Origin of the sequence: Pseudomonas capsici, assembly GCF_017165765.1 — a bacterium.
GTDB lineage: Bacteria > Pseudomonadota > Gammaproteobacteria > Pseudomonadales > Pseudomonadaceae > Aquipseudomonas > Aquipseudomonas capsici.
In genome coordinates, this window is record NZ_JAFGZD010000006.1 from 41930 (window position 1) to 58449 (window position 16520).

At 60.3% G+C, this 16520-nt stretch carries 9 protein-coding genes and 1 pseudogene; 3 read left to right on the forward strand and 7 right to left on the reverse strand.

Going from position 1 to position 16520, the window contains the following annotated elements:
* Positions 1-76: 76 nt before the first annotated feature.
* Entirely contained in the window at positions 77-466 is a 390-nt protein-coding gene (locus tag JSY17_RS10020; RefSeq protein WP_117163206.1) for a hypothetical protein, read from the reverse strand.
* Between the two features lie 273 nt (positions 467-739).
* Here JSY17_RS10020 and JSY17_RS10025 point away from each other — a divergent pair, with 273 nt between their 5' ends.
* The 3 genes and pseudogenes from JSY17_RS10025 to JSY17_RS10035 all read left to right on the forward strand — a co-directional run bounded on the left by JSY17_RS10025 (position 740) and on the right by JSY17_RS10035 (position 6087).
* Positions 740-3505: a DUF2339 domain-containing protein gene (locus tag JSY17_RS10025; protein WP_263943077.1), complete on the forward strand. Its 2766-nt coding sequence runs from the start codon at positions 740-742 to the stop codon at positions 3503-3505.
* Between the two features lie 2 nt (positions 3506-3507).
* Positions 3508-4866: pseudogene (locus JSY17_RS10030) on the forward strand (DUF3999 domain-containing protein); the annotation flags it as partial.
* A gap of 486 nt (positions 4867-5352) precedes the next feature.
* Positions 5353-6087, forward strand: coding sequence for a PA3715 family protein (locus tag JSY17_RS10035; RefSeq protein ID WP_206401620.1), 735 nt, complete (start codon positions 5353-5355; stop codon positions 6085-6087).
* Between the two features lie 592 nt (positions 6088-6679).
* Here JSY17_RS10035 and JSY17_RS10040 read toward each other — a convergent pair.
* The 6 genes from JSY17_RS10040 to JSY17_RS10065 are packed head-to-tail and all read right to left on the reverse strand — an operon-like array spanning position 6680 to position 16486.
* Positions 6680-7069, reverse strand: a complete 390-nt coding sequence (locus JSY17_RS10040; protein ID WP_206401621.1) for a hypothetical protein — start codon at positions 7067-7069, stop codon at positions 6680-6682.
* A 16-nt stretch (positions 7070-7085) separates the two neighbouring features.
* Positions 7086-8705 (reverse strand): DUF2300 domain-containing protein, encoded by a 1620-nt coding sequence (locus JSY17_RS10045; RefSeq protein ID WP_206401622.1) that lies wholly within the window; start codon positions 8703-8705, stop codon positions 7086-7088.
* A 1-nt stretch (position 8706) separates the two neighbouring features.
* Positions 8707-13281: an alpha-2-macroglobulin family protein gene (locus JSY17_RS10050; RefSeq protein WP_206401623.1), complete on the reverse strand. Its 4575-nt coding sequence runs from the start codon at positions 13279-13281 to the stop codon at positions 8707-8709.
* Positions 13278-13943 (reverse strand): DUF1175 domain-containing protein, encoded by a 666-nt coding sequence (locus JSY17_RS10055; protein ID WP_117163200.1) that lies wholly within the window; start codon positions 13941-13943, stop codon positions 13278-13280. The genes JSY17_RS10050 and JSY17_RS10055 overlap by 4 nt, the downstream gene beginning before the upstream one ends.
* Positions 13913-15679 carry a DUF2138 domain-containing protein gene (locus JSY17_RS10060; RefSeq protein WP_206401624.1) on the reverse strand — a complete coding sequence of 589 codons (1767 nt, stop codon included), beginning with the start codon at positions 15677-15679 and terminating at the stop codon, positions 13913-13915. Before JSY17_RS10060 ends, JSY17_RS10055 begins: the two co-directional genes overlap by 31 nt.
* Positions 15680-15715: 36 nt before the next feature.
* Positions 15716-16486, reverse strand: coding sequence for a YfaP family protein (locus JSY17_RS10065; protein ID WP_206401769.1), 771 nt, complete (start codon positions 16484-16486; stop codon positions 15716-15718).
* Positions 16487-16520 lie beyond the last annotated feature (34 nt).

Genomic DNA, 16520 nt, shown 5'->3' on the forward strand with positions numbered 1-16520 from the left:
AGGATAAAGCATCGTCGGGTGAAGCGGCGGAATAGGCTAACAGGTTACCGATGAATATACGCTCTGAAATAACCTGTCAGAGTGTCGGTTTAGGAACGGGCGTGTCTGGAATCGATTTGGCATTCTTGGGTTGTTTCGGACAACCTCCGGATATACCCCATTTGGTAATAATGCCCCCTTCGACAAGGAAGCGTTGAACACATCTGGAATATCTGGGGTTATCTCCGCTCGCGCCTGCAAGCCAGACATATTCATAAGAAATCATGCTTGCCGCACCTCCCGCCATTGGAAAGCTGTTTTGCGGCGTCCCCCAAGACATGATCAGATCGTCCAGGGATGAACCTACCCAGGATGCCTGCACATCATCGGTTGTCTGAAAACGCTGGTTATTCAACAGGTTTCCCAAGGGTGTATTGGCACAACCGCCAAGCGTCAGAGCTGACAAAATGACTATCAGGAACCGCATATCCCAAACTCCAAATCAGTTGATATGACAGACTGGCCGTCCATCTTTTCGATGAGGCGCTATAAAGTGCGCAGGCCGTTATACGGTCTGGCTGGCGTTCGGGAAAATAGTACAGGTGTACTATTCAAGCAGACTCTCAAACACTCTAAGTTAGTCAATACAATGACTGACTTCACAACTCGCCCATTCATATCGGTTTGTTCAGTACTACCATTTCGATTACCGCCAAACGCTCAATAGTGAGCCGCTCCTGGCCTGAAAGGATGTCGCCGCGTGCTGCCGATTTTTCTGGAAACCGGGCTGGAAATCTTTGAATACCTTGCCGAGAATCCGCCTTATGCCTGGCTTTTCGGCCTGTCCCTTGTTCTTCTGGCACTGGGCCTGTGGCTGAAGCGGCAAGTTGCAAGACTGCGCATGGAGTCCGTCAGCCAGAGAGAGCAGATCGAAGTCCTTCAGCAGCGCATTGCCAATCTGGAATCGCCACCCGCCAGGCCTGAAGCGGCGCAGGCCACAATCCCCTTGCCTGACGATGCAATCATTGTGACGACCCGGGACAGCGGGCCGGAACTGGTCTGGGACCTGCCGGAAGAACTGGCCGCCGCTGCGCAACCTGAAGTTGACACCAAACCGACCACTCAACCTGTTGCACGACCTGACCCGTTGAACGCTGCGTTCGAGGCTGCGCGAAACTGGCTGCTGGGCGGCAATACCGTGCTGCGGGTTGGCGCAGTCGTACTGTTCATGGGGCTGGCGTTTCTGCTGCGCTATGCAACCGAAGGCGTAGTGGTGCCGATCGAGGCACGCTATGCAGGCGTCGCCGCCAGTGCCATGGCATTGCTCGGCCTGGGCTGGTGGCTGCGCCAACGCAACGCCACCTTCGCCTTGATGATGCAAGGCACCGGGGTCGGCGTGCTGTACCTGACGGTCCTTGGTGCCATGCGGGTGCATGAACTGCTGGACCCGGGCCTGGGTTTTGTCCTGCTGGTCGGCGTCATGCTGTTCTCGACAATGCTGGCCGTCACGCAAAACTCGCTGGCCCTGGCCTGCGCCGCCACCATTGGTGGTTTCGCCGCGCCCATCCTGTCGTCTACCGGCCAGGGCAGCCATATCACGCTGTTCAGTTACTTTGTCCTGCTCAATGCCGGAATTTTCGCCATTGCCTGGTTCAAGGCCTGGCGCCTGCTTAACCTGATCGGCTTTATCGGGACATTCGGCATCGGCTTTGCCTGGGGCTTGCGCTCGTACAGGCCGGAACTGTTCTGGAGCGTCGAGCCGTTCCTGGTCCTGTTCTTCCTGATGTACCTGGCCATCGGCCTGCTGTTCGCCCGGCACAAACTGCAGCAGCGCAGTGATGCACCCGAAGATGACAGTCGCGAAGCGATGCTGCGCTGGTCCAGACGTCAGGGCGACCATGTCGATGGCACGCTGCTGTTCGGTACGCCCCTCATAGGCTTCGGCCTGCAATATGCACTGACTGCCGACATGGAGTTCGGCACCGCTTTCAGCGCACTGGCGCTGGGTCTGCTATACATGGGCATCGCTCGCCTGCTCTCGGGCCGGGCTCCGGGTCGCGCGTTGTTGCTGGTAGAAACCTGCCTGGCACTGGGCGTGGTCTTCGCCACACTGGCAATCCCGCTGGGGCTTGGCGCTAAATGGACCACCAGTGCATGGGCCATCGAGGGCGCGGCGATTTTCTGGCTGGGCCTGCGTCAGCAGCGCGTGCTGGCACGTGGTTTTGGCTTGCTGTTGCAGGTTGCTGCGGGACTGGCGTTCATCCAGCAGATGCTCCAGTGGTATTCCCTGACACTGCAAGGCGATTTCTGGACGCCCATGATCATCGCCCTGGCCGCCCTGCTCAGTGCCTTGTTCGTGCATCGCATCAAGACTCTGCGCTACCTCAAGGACAGTGTGCTCTCAGGCATGTTGCTGGTGTGGGGCAGCCTGTGGTGGGGGCTGGCCTTTATCATCGCGCTCATGCGCTTCTCGTCGCACACCCTGTTCCCGACCTGGTTGCTGCTGTCGGTGGCCGCAAGCATAGGCGTGTGGACCTTGCTGGCCCTGCGTTGGCGCTGGAGCGGGCTGGCGGCGCTGAGCCTGTGGCTGACACCCGTCAGCCTGATCCTGCTGGTCGGCGCGATGACCGACACTCAGCACCTTTTTGCCGATTGGGCCTGGGTGGGCTGGGGCGCATTGCTGGCCGTGCATCTGTTTTCCCTGCGTCGCCTGACAGATCTCCTGCCCCGCCAGGCACTGTCACTGGCGCACATCCTGGGTTGCTGGCTGACCCTCTTCATACTGAGTGTGGAGTTGTTCTACGGCGTAGACACCCTGATCAGATCGAACGCCCCCAACAGCGCGTGGAACACGATGGCAGGCACATTGCTGCCAAGTCTGTATCTGCTGGGCATGGCCTCCAGCCGGACATGGAGCTGGCCGGTCAATACCCATGCCAGGGCTTATCGCGTGTGGGCCGCACTGCCCGTCGCGTTGTTCATGCTGGCGTGGTTCTGGCTGACCAACTATTACAGCCGTGGCTACACCGAACCTCTGCCTTACGTGCCCTTGCTGAACCCTCTCGATCTGGGCCTGGCGTTCGCCCTGCTGGGGATCGTGAGCTGGACCCACCATAACCTGCCACGCCTCGGCATCACCGTACCGCGCGCAGAACGATTGGCGGTGATCATTGCAGGCGCTTCGTTGTTCGCCCTGATCACCGCCACGGTGCTGCGCACTGCCCGGCATTGGGACTGGTACCAGATCGACCCCATGCTGGATCAGGCGGTGTTGTCCATCGTCTGGACCCTGATGGCACTGGCCTTGATGGTCGGCGGCCATATTCGCGGCCAGCGTGAAATCTGGATCACCGGCGCGCTGCTGATCGGTGTCGTGGTCGCCAAACTGTTCCTGGTCGAATTGAGCGACCGGGGAGGAATGGCACGCATCGTGTCCTTCATCGGCGTTGGCGTCCTGCTGTTGGTGGTGGGGTATTTCGCCCCGCTTCCACCGAAAAAACCGGCAAACACTACAGAGACCTATTGATCATGAGGATTGCCTGCTTGAGTCATCCGCCGCTATTCAGGATCGTGCTGTGCAACCTGGCCCTGCTGGGTTCGACATTCGTCAGTGCTCAGGACAACCCGGCCGACTTTGCCAGCCACACGCCCTTGAAACTCAATGGCGGCGGCCCCTGGTATCGCATCGAACTGCCGCTGACCGTGCAGCTCAACTCGCGCCAAAGCGCTCTGGGCGACTTGCGGGTCTTCAACAGCGAAGGCCAGGCCCAGGCGTATGCTCTGGCCTATGACCCGGTTCAGTCCCGACAGGAGCCGACGCCGGTTTCGGTCAAATGGTTTCCGTTGTACAGCGCAGCAGACGCTCCCGACAGCGCGCCCCGAATCCGCGTTGAGCGCAGTGCCAGCGGCACGCTGGTCGAGGTGCAGCCGCAAGGTGCCATCGAAGCCGGCAACGAAGTGCTGCGCGGCTGGTTGCTGGACACCAGCGCCATAAAGCAGCCACTGAAACAATTGATCCTGGACTGGAGTACCGGGCGTGAAGGCTTCCAGCGTTTCAGCATCGAGGCCAGCGATGATCTGCAGCACTGGCAAGTCTGGGGTGAGGGCCAGGTGGCGCGTCTGTCGTTTGCCAGCGATGTGGTGCAGCAGCGTCAGGTCAATCTGCCTGGCCGCACCGCACGTTATCTGCGCCTGTTGTGGAAGACGCCAGAGAGCGCGCCAACACTGACTGCGGCGCAACTGCTCATCGCCAGCAGTGACACACCGCAAGTGCCTCTCACCTGGTCACAACCGCTGGCAGGCAGCCTCGAAAAACCGGGCAGTTACCTCTGGCAATTGCCCGCCGCCCTGCCCGTCGAACGCCTCAAATTCGATATCGCCCAGGCCAACAGCCTGGCACCCGGCACCGTGTACGGGCGACCGGACAGCAAGAGCCCCTGGCAGACGCTTGGCAGCGGCCTGGTGTACCGTCTGACGCAAAATGGCCAGGACGTGACTCAGGATGAAATACAGGCATCCGGCACAATCGTGCGTCAGTTGAAACTTGAAGTGGATGAGCGTGGTGGCGGTCTGGGTAGCCAGCCACCTTCCCTGCGGTTTGCCGTGCGAGCGCCTCAGGTGGTATTTCTGGCACGCGGCAACGGCCCGTACTCACTGGCTATCGGCAACCCGACCGCCAGACCTGCCAACCTGCCCCTGGCCACCCTGATCCCGGATTACGACGCCCGGAAGATGAACAACCTGAGCAGCGCCGAACCGCTGAGCGAACCGGTCAGGCTGCCCCAGACAGCCGAAAGCAGCATCGACTGGAAACGTATTGGCTTGTGGGCCGTACTGGTATCGGGCGTGGTCCTGCTCGGCTGGATGGCCATGAGCACCTTGCGCGCTCCGTCCTCCGGGTCCCGGACCCACAGAATGAAATCAGGACATCCCGTCCAGTTCAGGAAAACCGCATCCGGCACCTATGAAACCTCCGACGGGCAGTACCAGATCGATCTTGAAGGACGACGGACAGGCCAGGTCGTGACCCTCAGGGTGAACGGCAAACCTGACTCATCGTTCTTCGCCTGGCCAGAACGATGTTTTGAAGAGGGAGGCCCGGAGGTTATCTGGACGCTGGGGGCTGCGCCTGAAACGGCCGACAGGCCGGTAGGCGACGAAACCTGTGGGACTCTCTTGCAGGCTTTCTTCCAGGCACTTCATGAATCGACAGGGCGAGTTGCGGTGGTCTTCGATCCCTCTATCGAGAATGTCGTTCTGGAGAGATGGGGACCTTAGGCGCTGCCCACGACTGCACGCCGATTCGTGCTACAACGCCAAGGCACTTGCAGACCCCGACTATCGCGTTCCCATTTGCAGGAATGAAATCCGACAATGAATAAATTCGCCGCCATGGCGCTGCTGTTCTTCCCTCTGCTGGCCTCAGCCGACTGCACGGAGCAGTTGCAGAACTGGGCCAGGACCCTGAAGCCCGATCTGAAATTCGACAGCGAACGCGCTGTATGCAAGGTCAATCCAGCCAATCCCGGACAGATACTGGCGGCCCTGCCCTTTGCCGAGACGGTGGATGAAGATGCTCAGGGTGACTATGGCCTTGGCGTGATCATGGCCGACGCTGCCAGTGGCCAGATCGTTGCCCGGCACTACCAGAGTGCTGCAATCACCTCGGACGCCATATCGTTTGAAAACCTCAGCCTGGATACCGCCCGCTATCAGCTGACGCCGCGTCTCAGAGCTTTCGGCGTACGGATCTCTTACGACGGCGCATCCAGAGTCAACCCTTTTGCCAGCACGACCCTGAACCTCTATGTGCTCGACGGCGCAAAGTTGCGCCCGGTCATGAACACAGTGGAAGTCAGCAGAAGCAGCGGCGAATGGGATGGTATGTGCAACGGCGACTTCACCCGGACACTGCGCACCCTGTCCATCGCAGAGAAACAAAGCCATGGCTTTGCCAGCCTGAATATCGAGGAAAAAGTCATCGACACGCAAAACCGGCGCAAGGGTGAGGATTGCCAACGGACCGAAGGCAAACCTGTCAGCTCCAGACGCACCCTCGACTATGACGGCAGCCAATATGTCGTGCCCGGTGGCCTGTCATACCCGTAATGAAGTCGCCAGCAAGCTGCCTCTGATCAAACAGACGCGTGGGGTAAAACGCGCTCCGGTGGACATATCCATTATCGGTATGGGCTGGTTATACCGGTTCCGCCTTTACGGCGGCTCCCTTTGTTTCGGCAAAGGGGGGAAACCATGGGCTCCGGTTCGGCCCCGGCATTGCTCCGTGGGTACGCGCCGAAGGGCCGTCCCTGGCCCTGCGGCGCTTGCTCGGCGTCCTGCCTTGCAACCCACTACGCAATACCTCCACTCGGCCTTCCCTTACGTCGCAATCGGCGGCGTCTGTGCCATCTCGGTTCATAAAAGCACAAGCAAAAGCAGAAAACTCTTTGCCGCAGTCGTGAGAGCACCGCAGAACGCGACGTTGGTGAAGGCTGAGTGGAGGCACTGATCCGGTGGTAACTCTGCAAGGATGCAGAGTTAGCCGCACCGGGCCATGGATGACCCATTGCCGCGACCGCCGGATCAGTGCCGGAGCGCAGGGAACCCCGCCGTCAGGCGGGGCCGGCCCCTCAATCAGTAACCACACCGCACCTGTTTGCTGGGCGACAGCGCGCCGGGCGAACTCCCACCACGTGATACATCACGGCTGGAAGATCACCTTGACCGGTGTGTTCCGCTTGTAAGTCCAGGTTCGGGGTCCTTCAACCGGTTTGAAACCCGGATACCAGGCTCTGAGTTGAGTATCACTCGCCCATTCGAGTTGTAACAGGTCGAGTTTCGGAGGCTCGGGGGTCGTGATATCAAATTGTGCCCAGGGTTCCACAGCGGACTGGCACGCTGCCGATACACCCGCATCAAGAACGGAAACCTGTAGCTTTTCACCCCATGTTATGGAACCGCTCTCGGGACATCTGCGAACCTCGACATGATGCTTTCCATCTGGCGAAGGCAGACTGGAAACCAGTTCATTGGGACCACATGCCGCCAGGGCAAAGGACAGCAAAATCAGGCATGGAATCGTTTTCTGCATGACAGCACTCCGGGATCTATTCCAGCAAAAGACGCCGGGCCAGACCTTCGATATAGGTTTCATCCTGGCCGACAGGGTGCGCTTCAAACGCCAGGTGAAGGTATTCATGGGTAAGGTCGAGACGGTCCTGAAGTGACAGCACGCCACGCACGTAGATGCGCTTGCGCTCGCGGTCGACGTAAGGGTTGCCGAAAGCCAGCTGGCAGACGGTAAATGTGCCGACTTCGTTATAGCCCGCTTCGCTTTCGAGTCGTTGACGCCAGCCCCGGCGCTGATTCTGCAACCAGTCCTGGGCGGCCGGAAGCGGTCTGCAGGATGCGACCGGGTTGTCCCAGCGACTGAGGCTGGTGCGCGGATAAGCGTGCAACAGGATCGCGTCGTAACGCTGACCGGCTTCGGCCTGCTCCACAGCCTGCTGCCAGGAAAGCTTGTCGGAACCGGGTTGAGTGGAGTGGTAAGTGATGTTGCTACCCGCCAGTACCAGGTCGCTGGTCCAGGCGGCGATCTGACGGGCCTCCGCAGAGGCCGGGCGTGGGGCAACGCGCTGACGATTGCTGCTGTCGTCGATGGCCAGACACTCGCCGTTACGGCTGGCATTCTGCAGCAGGTAAGTGCGAATCGCGATGGCCAGGGCCTTGGCCGCTTCGGGAGGATTGGCCGAGGCTTCACGTTGCAGCACACGGGCGACATATTCCTCACGGTCCAGACGCGCGACCAGCTTGTCCTGCATCAGGAAGAGTTCGCCGTCGCTGTGTATATCCAGTTGATTGCCATTGGCAAACTCGACGCGATAATCCCCCAGCAAAGGCCCCGACTCCACAATACGGCCTGCCGCAAGAACGCGCGCCACCGGATAGCGTGAGAACAGATCCACTTCGACGCAACGCCCCGGCTCCGCGGGCCACCCGGCAGGCAGCACCGATGCGATGGCCTGGCCATAATTGCGCAGTACCGTCTGGCTGGTGCCCCGCCCTCTGGCCCAGACAGGCGTGCCATCCACCGTCCAGCCGGCGAACCCGCCCTGCCGCAACCCGCTGTCGCGCTCCTCGAACCAGCTCCAGGTTTTCACCCGCAATCGACCACCCAGTTCGCCCACGACATTACCGTCAGCCGCGCTCAACACCACATCCAGCAATACTCGCCGCGCCTGATCCTGAGCAGGCAACACGGCCAGCATCCCGAGCAGTTCCGCGACAGGCACCTGTGTAGCGGGCTGCAACGACTGAAGGCCGAGCAACCATTGCGGGGCCTTGCGTGCTTGCCAGTACGAACGCCAGTCGGCTTCGGAAATGGCCAGGCGTTGCGGCTCGAAGTACAGGCCACAGGATTTCACCAAGGCCTGATCCCGCTCGACCTTGCCACCCGCCGTGCAGCAATACACCTCCTCTTTCGACTGGCCACGGCACTCATAGGCCGGTTCATGGGCACCGGTATCCACCAGCCATGCGTAGACAAAGAGTTTCCAGAGGCTGCCCAGATGCGTCTGCAAATCCGCAGGTAAAGGCTCTCGCGACAGCAGTCGGGTCTGGTTCAAAGACAGCAGTTCGCCCTTGAACCCAATCAGCACAGGGTCTTCCTGCGCTGTCGCCAGCGCAGGGAGCAAAAGCAGTACCAGCCATGACAGACGCCGGATCATCTCAGTCGACCTTGACCTGACCATAGGCAGGCTTTGTTTCCATAGCCTGATTCTGCGGCGCATAGACCTGAGTGAAACGCACCGGCGGCAGCTTGAACTGGCCTTTTTGCGAGAAACGCACCAGATGGCGTACCCGCAATTCGCCGCTCAAGGCATCCACTGGAATGGCGTAAGCCATTTGCCCCGGCTCAAAACGGGCCTTTTCCAGCGCCGTCGGTTCAGTGCCGACCTTGCCCTGCAACCTGATACCCCAGGTGGTGCGCTCGACATCCGCGCCCGGTGGCAGTGGCACTTCGATCATGCCGTAGCGCAGCGGTTTGGCGGCTTTGCTGGTGACGATCACCTCGTCAAGATAAAGGCTGTCACTGGACAAGGGCTTGCCATCGACCGCTTCGAGACTGAACTTGAACGCTTCGTCTCCCGGTACAAGGCGCGACAGGCGACGGGTGACGGTCACAGCCATCGGATCGATTGCCGGCTGCCGGGTCTGATAGCTCAGCAAGGCCCGCAGCGGGCGTTCCTGGGTCCCGGACAACGACAATACCGCTGGCACGGGAGTAGCCCCCTGCCAGATCCAGTACATTTCACCGCTGTCGCCGTATCGTTTCTTCCAGCCTTCACCCGGTGCCAGAGCGATGGTAGGCGAAGCCTGCTCGATGCTGCGTTGCAACCAGCTCAAGGCCAGGGCGCGCTCCAGCGTCGATTGCTGTGGCAGCAGACGTTGCAGCAACGCATGGGCACGGCCCTGATCGAAGCCTTGCAGCGACAGGTTCAAGGCTTCGACAAAGGGCTGGGAGCTGACAGCCAGACGTTGCTGGGCATCCGGAAGTTGACGGCTGAAAGCCTCCGGCAACGTCACTTTCGACTGCCGGGCCAGGGAAGCGGTCAGTGCACGCGCTGCGGCCAGTCCCAATGCAGAATCCGGGGCGCTCATGACCATGCTGTCTTCACCACTGTCCAACAGGTTCGCCTGAGGCCCCTCACCGGCCTTCGCCAGATCATCCATCAAGCCACTGAGCAAGGTGTTGACCGGCAATTGCATTTGTCTGGCAAACGACAGGATCAGCGCCCGTTGCAGCAGAGGCGTGTTTCTGGCCTGTTTCGCATACACCTCCAGCACCCGTTGCCAATGCTCCGGCGGCAGATGCAGCTCCAGAGCCTTGCTGGCGTGCCAGTCGGCGTAATAGGCGTAGGCCGTCAGGAACGCATCCGGCTCAACGTCATAGCCCCACCATGTAAAGCTCGCCGAAGGACCGGCCATTTGCACCAGCCGCAAACGGCTGTTCTGCATGATCAGGCGCAGACGGTCCCTGACCTGAGGATTCGACGACAGGATCGGATAGGCCATGCTCAGCGGCAACAGCCCGCTGGCCGTGTGCTCGACGCCGCCATAGGGGTAGCTCAGCAAATCGTCGAGAGCCGAACGGAACAGCGCTTGCGGGCTGTCGTCCAGACGCAGGCGGATACCCGTTGCATCGCTCGGCAAGGCCAGCGGATTGTCGCCGCTGACGGCGTCCAGGCTCCGGTTTTGCGTCACCTGCCAGCCTTCCCCGGTCGCGGTCAGATTCACGGCCAGTGCATCGGCGACTTTTCCGTCCTGAATCAGTTGCGCCGTCCACTCGCCACTGGCCAGTGCAAACCCTGGCAACGCAATGTAGTTGATGCCCTTGTTCAGGGTGACGGGCACACGCTGCCCGGTGCCGGCGTACTGCGTCACCAGTTCGGCCTTGATCGGTTTATCCGCCTGACTGAAAGCAAACACACCCAGATCAGGCTGGTCGCCTGTACGGAATCGGGTCGGGCCGCTCCATTTCAGGTAAAGCGGTTTTTCCGAACGTACAAACTGCTTTTTCTGCCCGACCTGACCGTTCTGATCGATGGCGCGGGCCGTGATGCGCCAGCGGGTCAGCGAGTCCGGCATTTTGAAGGTAAAGCGCGTCTTGCCATTGGCGTCGGTCACCAGCTCGGGTTCCCATGCAGCGGTGTCGACGTCCTCACGTCTCGGCCGCTCCAGCACTTTCACCCCCCGCTCGCTGCGGTTGGCCTTGCCCGGCGCACTCGGACTGCCCGGCAATGCCACGTCGTAGCTGATGAACGACAGACTGGCACTGGTGCGCACGTTATTGCGGCGTGGGTGATAGAAGAACTGGTCGATGGTCGGTGCGATTTCCGGTTGCAGCGCGTAGATCATTTCGTCCACCACACTGACCGTCAGATGTGCCGGGACCGGTTTGCCAGCGAAGTGTGTGGTCAGTTCCACCGAGACGATATCACCCGGTTGGTAATCTTCCTTGTCCGTGGCAATGGCCACGTCTATCTGCGGCGCAACTACCTTGATACCCGCATTCTGGAAGCTGTACTGGCCGCCTTTGGTGTACAGGACCGAGAAGGTCAGGTTCGGCGCAAAGGCGTCCTTTACCGTAATCCGGGCCCGGTATTGGGTGTCGTTGAGTTTCTCCATCTTCAGCCAGTCGCCGCCCCTGGACAGCAAGGCTGTGGCCTCGACCTTGTCGCGCTCCAGAGACAGCAGCGCATCGCTGACCGGCTCGGGGAAAGTGATCAACGCCAGGGCTTCGTCGCCCACCTTGTACTCGGGCTTGTCGAAGATGATTTCCACGGTGCCCGGCACGGCCTTGACGCCGTCACCGGTCACGGAATGCCCGGTGGCGCCCAGCAGGCGGCCATGCTCATCCAGCAGGGTCAGGTTGTAGGTACCCGGACGCTCGAAGGTCAGGCTGAAATCCTTTGCTGTAACCGCGAGCTTGTCGCCGCCACTGGTCTGGTCTTCCAGACGAACCCACTTGTAGCTGCTCGGCGTCACGGACTTGAGCGGCTCGCTGCTGCCTTCATTCTGATAGCTGAACGCAACCTTCTCGCCCACGGCACTGAAACGCCGGGGCGCAGTGAGGCGGAAACTGGCCGCGCCGCGGTCGATAAGGATTTCCCGGGTGGTCTTGACCCGATACGCCGCACCATCACTGGCGAACACGGTAAGCATGTAACGGCTGGGCTTGTCGGCAGCAGGCAGATCAAGGGGCGCATTGCCCTTGGCATCGGTGGTCAGTTCGGTGCTGGTCAGCTCCACCGGAAATTGCCCGAGGTATTGCAGCTCGTTATCGACCGTGGACAGTTGCTGGGCGCGCAGACTCAGGGTCACCTTGGCATTGGCCACCGGCTTGCCGTCCGGATACAGCAACACCAGATTGCCTTTTACCGGCTCGCCGGTGCCGTAGTCCTGTCTGGCCAGGTTCAGCGACACTTCAAAATGCGGCTTGATGTATTCCGCCACCCGGAAGGCACTGCTGTAGGCCTGGTCCCTGTAGCTGAAACGCAATTCATAGCCGCCCGCCACGGCGTTATCCGGCAACTGGAAACGCCCTTGGGCACCGGACACGGCGTCAAACTTCAATGGCAGCGATTGCAGTGCAGTTCCTGTGGCATCGAGCACCGTGACCTCCACATCGGCAGCGGTCGGCGCAACCGAATCACGGGCATTCTTGAACTCGCGACCGACGATCTTCAGCGACACCCAGTCCCCGGGCCGGTACATGGGCCGGTCGGTAAAGGCATAAAGCTTGGTGTCGTAGATTTCGCTGTCGTAATAGAAGTTTTCCGAAACGAAGACACCGCCCTCTTCGTCTTCACCGATCACGAACGAGCGCTCGGGGCTGACGTGTTTCAGTCTCAGCAAGCCATCGTTGTCGGTCGCCCCGCTGCTCATTACGCCCAGGCCATCGGTCCACAGCACATTGACCTTGGGTGCCGAACTGCCGTCATGCTTGCGGGCGGCCCATACCAGAAGCTCGTCACCGGAAATCTTGCTCACTGCCACGGTATTGGAAACGAAGACCATGGTCGTGGCGCGGTACTTGCCGATCAGCGCCTCCACCAGATACAGGCCTGGCTTCAACTGGCCCAGCGGGATATAGACGTTGCCCGGCACCACAGTGACGAACTTGCTGGACGAACCGCTCAGATCCACGCCGGCCGGTGGCTGGATAGGTTTGGCTTCCCACAGCGGGTAACGGAACTGGCTGACAACCGGCAGGCCGGGGATCAGGGCGAATTGGGGCTGAGACTCGAAAGGTGTCGGCGCAGCGATGGCGTTGCCCATCTTCAGTTCAGGCACTTCCTCGGTCACCTGCTTACGGGACTCGTAGGAAAACGCTCTCTGCATCACGCGACGTGAGGTGCGGTACCAGTTGTCCCACAGATAAGCCAGGGTGTTGGACAAGCCTTCGCCCTTGAACTGGCCCTCACTGACCACGCGGTGCAGGTTCTTCTGCCGCTTGAGGAAATCCAGCGGTTTTTCTATGCGATATACGCGAATGTCTGCGCCACCGTAAGGCTCCATGCGAAACCGGCGATAGTCACGCCCCGGCGCTTCCAGGCGGACCAGCGCCTGTTCGTTGCTGGAAAAGCTGCTGTCCGCCAGCAGGAAAAAGCTTTCGCCGGACACCGGGCTATAACCGCTGGGTGCAACGCTGTCTTCGGCGTGGGTACTGGCCACGGGGATCAGCAACGCCAGAAGCAATGAAATCAGAGAACAGATACGCGGCATGCGGGCACCGATCATTGGGAGAGAAAGTTGAGTCGATAGACGCCGATGAAATTGGGGTTGGCAGCGTCGGGTATCCATCGGGTGTCCTTCCATGTCATGAGTTGCTGCAGGCTCGCGGAGCGCATGCCGTTGTCAGTGGGGGTTGTGGTGCCGGTGTGATAGGCGATGTAGCGCCCCATCCAGATCATCAGGTGCTGGTCGTCGCCCTGATCGAAAAACAGCAGGTCGCCGGGGCGAGCCTGGGTCACGTCGCGTCCCACCAGATGGCTGTTGAACTGGATAAGCTTGATGGCATTCACGTACGGGCCGACCTTGCCTCCCCCCTGCTGCCATTGCTGGGCGAGCCCTCGCTGAGCCTCGCTCAATTGCAGTTCTGGTGGCAGATAACGGTTCGACAGGCCATTGCTGCGCAGCCATTTATCGTCATGAACCTTCAGCGCCTCATTACTGGCAAAACGCACAAGTCCCGCGCAGTCCTGCTGATACCAGCGCGGGCTGGGTCCCTGGGCCAGCTGTTCCTGGGCGATACGCACGAACCAGGCACGAAACACCTGGGATTGCTGCGCATCGAGCGGCGGCACCTCACTGGCAAACGCCCGGCTGCCCAGCAGCATTGCCAACAGGACAAATCCTCGAACAAGCGTGATCACAGGGCTTTCCACTCCAGCGGCAGCCATTGCCAATGGCCGTCGGGCTCGGTGCCTTGCGGCAGCGTGAGTGCGTACTTGCCGTAACCGCCCAGCTTGCGCAGCTTGGGAATCAGATGGGTCTGCGCGGCGTTATAGAACACCGGTTCCATGTCTTTCGGCAGGCTGCCCAGGGTTTCCTGTTGCATCAGTTGCGCCATGGAGCCGGGATTGAAGTAGATCGGCACCAGCGAGTCCTTGGGCAATACATCGGCCAGCGGCGGGAATCGCTTGTCGAGGGTGCCGAGGGCCTTGTCCACGAGCTTGTCGTCGAGGGAAAACAGCAGCGTCGAGCCATGACGCGCCAGACTGACCTTCATGAAGGCCTTGCCGGTGATGGCGTCCGGATTCTCGGCATTGCGAGCCAGATACGGCCCGAAGTTGGTACTGACCTGCCGTTGCCATTGGTGGGTTTGGCCCTCCTGCTTCTCGATCACAGGAAACACTTTTTCCGCGACATTGGCCTCATAGGCACCGACCATGGAGCCGAACAGGCTGCCCAGATCTGCGTCGAGGCCGGTTTTTTCCTGGTGCTTGAGGCTGGCAACCAGAAGCGGCGTGTACAGGCGCGAGTCGGCGTACCAGCACAGGCCTGCCGAATCGGAGATGTGCTCAGTCAGTGCCTGAGCCACAGCATCCTGTGCACCCAGTTTGACCAGCAGCGGCTTCTGCTGGGCGGCAGCCAGCGGCAAGGCCACGCAGGCGCTGGCCCCTATAGGCATGGCCTGCCAGATCGGCTTGAAGTTCAGATCCGGCTGATTCTCCAGTTCGTCCATGGCCAGGAAACTGTGCCAGCCCTTGTCATCCATCTCGAAACGCAGGCCGGCGAAGTTCGGGATAAAGCGCTGATACCCCATGGCCAGTACACTGGAGTTGACCGACAGGCGTTGCTTGACCTCAGGTGCCCGTGGCTCCAGACCGAAGGCTTCGGTAAACAGTTTGTCGCCCTTGAGCAAAGCGGCCATGGCTTCGGTGGAAACGCTGCCGGGTGCGGGCGAGGAACCGTTTTCCTGCTCGTCAGCCGGGCTCATGCCGGAAGATGTCGGTTCATGGGTTGCGGTGTCCGGCCCCACAAGCCTGGCCGGGTTGGACAGCACCACCAGCTTGTCGCCGTGGGATGCGAATACCAGTGACTTGCTGGCGTTGTAACTGAGTTGATAGAGCGGCACCTCATCGGCACCCACTTTCAGTACGCCAATATTGTTCAACTGGGTGTCGTACAACACTTTGAGCAGCGGCTCCAGAGTCTTGGCCAGGCCTCCGCGGTCCATGACCAGCAGAAAATCCTTGAGCCGCCCATCCTTGCCACGCCACAGGGCAATATCCGCCGGTTGATCGAGAAGCTGTTCGATCAGGGTGTCCTGCAACTTCAGGTCGTATTCGTAGATGATTCTGCGCAGGCTGCCGATCAAGCCGAGTCGATCGGCATGGGTTTCGTAATAGAAGACGAAATCTTCGGTCAGGGTTTCCTTGAGGAACGGCACGGCCAGCAGGTCCCTGGGCAACTGGCTCAGGGATCGGGTTTCCAGCAGGCCGTCCGGGCGGCTCATGCCCAGTCTGTCACTGGCAATGGCGGCCACCTGCACCTTGGGTTTGTGCATGAACCAGCCCATTGCCCCGGCAACACCGGCCACCAGAAACAACCCGGCCAGCAGCACCGGACGGCGTTTGACAACAGGTGTTTCGGCAGACTGGGAAGCCGCTGTTGCAGTCGAGTTATCGCTCATGTTCACAAAACCCAATTCATCCATGGGACGGGATGATCAATAGTTGAATGTCTTGACCAGCAGCAGGTCACCGATGGCACGCAGAGGCACGATGAAGGTTTCGCGTTTTTCATCGACGGTGTTTTCGTTGAGCACCAGGCTTATCTGCGAAGTAATGACTTCCTGTTTGTTGCTGGCTTCATCGAAGTTGTAACCGCCGTTGCCGAAGTTGCCCCAGTAGTTCACGTAAATCAGGTAAGTGCCCTTCATGGGAGCTGTCATGGTGAACATTTCCGGGCCTGGCCCGTCGACCCCGTCCGGGTCCAGGCCGCCGCCGTTGGTCAAGGCCGTATGCCCGAAGAACGCATGCTGACCGTCGGGGGTCACGATGTGCAGATCGAGTTCGGCCTGGGGATCGTCCCAGCCCAGCACAACGCGAATCCGCGCCGGGGTTCGCTGGCTGTTGGCTTCATAGAACTGAACGCGCTTGAGCGACTTGCCTTCGGCACTGCGCACTTCGACGCTGTTGGAGCCGGCACCAAATGCATAAGGCCGGGCAAAACGCCCTTCTTCGTCGGTATACAGATTCAACGGGTTGCCATTGACCGAAAGCACATGCGGCCCACGCTGTTTGCCGATCGCCTTGAGCTGGCCTTCGATCATGGTGCGATTGCGCTCCACGCCCCGATCGATGGGCGGCGTGGGATAAGCGACGCGAGGGTTTTCACTGCGGTCCAGAAGACCGTTGTAGCGCCAGCCACCTACAGGCTCCGAAAGCGTGGCCGATGTCTCGGCTCCTGCGGCGGTTGCCCAGGCAAGCGTGGCCATGAGCGTTATCAAACTACCTTTCAAGGTAAGCTCT